1 pseudogene is annotated in these 1143 nt (G+C 53.5%); it reads right to left on the bottom strand.

Annotated features, from left to right (window positions below):
- A pseudogene (locus B3S86_RS00170) lies at window positions 1-1143 on the bottom strand (transcription-repair coupling factor); the annotation flags it as partial.

The following is a 1143-nucleotide window of genomic DNA, read 5'->3' on the forward strand; positions in this document are numbered from 1 at the left end:
TTGCTTGAAGACTTCTTCTTCTGTGATGACGACGAGGCGCGCATTCGTCATCTCGAATCCACCATGAATTCCGCCAATCAGGATCGCTGGTTGACCACGAGTGATACCTTCTTTCGTTACAATCGAGGCTTCAACCCCATAATCGGATAACGTCTGGCGCATTCGCTCGGCACGTTCTCGGTTACTCGCTAAGAAGACCATCCACATGTCAGCGCGACGATATCGCTCGACTTCTTGCTTCAGGCGTTCCATCTGACCATGGAACGGCGCAATCGGTTTGATGCTGAAATGGATTGCCGCACTCTCCGGTACACCGCTCCGACGAGTCGGAAGGAGCGAGAGGTACAACAATGGTTGTCCTTCAAAGACATGTGTCATCGGAACGGACAGAACATAATCACTGACGCTTTGTCCGCGTTCAATGAGCGACCCCATCCATTCTGCTTCCTCTGCATCCTGGACTTCTGCCGCTTCTTCGACCCGCGCGACTTCATCGACGATCAAGACGCTGCCCGTCACGTCTTGACGTAACGTCGACGTGTAGAGGATTGGTGCATACTTCGCGAACTGTTTCGGACGATCGCCGTTTTCTAACAACTCGACGTCGTAAGCGATCCCCTCTTCGAGTGCCGCGAGGACTTCCGTACTTTGGACGCGCTCTTTCGTCACCTCATAAAGACGACGGACTTTTTCGCCAGCCTCCTTTAACTGATCCTTGGTCGCGAAGTGTTCGGCTGCTGGCATCAAACATGCTTCTGCGACAACACCGAGCGAACGTTGGGTCTCCGCATCGAATGTATAGATCGAGTCGATTTCCTCATCGAATAGATCGAGCCGGTACGGGCGTTCAACCGTGAGCGGATAAATATCGATGATACTCCCGCGAACGGCAAACTCACCTGGTGTCGTCACGGTCGCTGTCCGCTCGTACCCCGCATCAACTAAATCCTGGACGAAGTCTGGAATCGACAAGATATCGCCTGGTTTCACCTGTTTGACGTGCGACAAGAACGTCTCTGCACCCGGAACATATCGGCGTAAGCCAACGAGCGGAATGATTAGGATCCCGTCGTCCGTCGTCAATAAACGGTGACGAGTTTCGATCCGTGTTGCCCGCAGTTCCGGACTCGCCCCATAGGAGAG

Origin of the sequence: Exiguobacterium sp. UBA3968 (assembly GCF_002385115.1) — a bacterium.
In the GTDB taxonomy this organism is placed as follows: domain Bacteria; phylum Bacillota; class Bacilli; order Exiguobacteriales; family Exiguobacteriaceae; genus Exiguobacterium_A.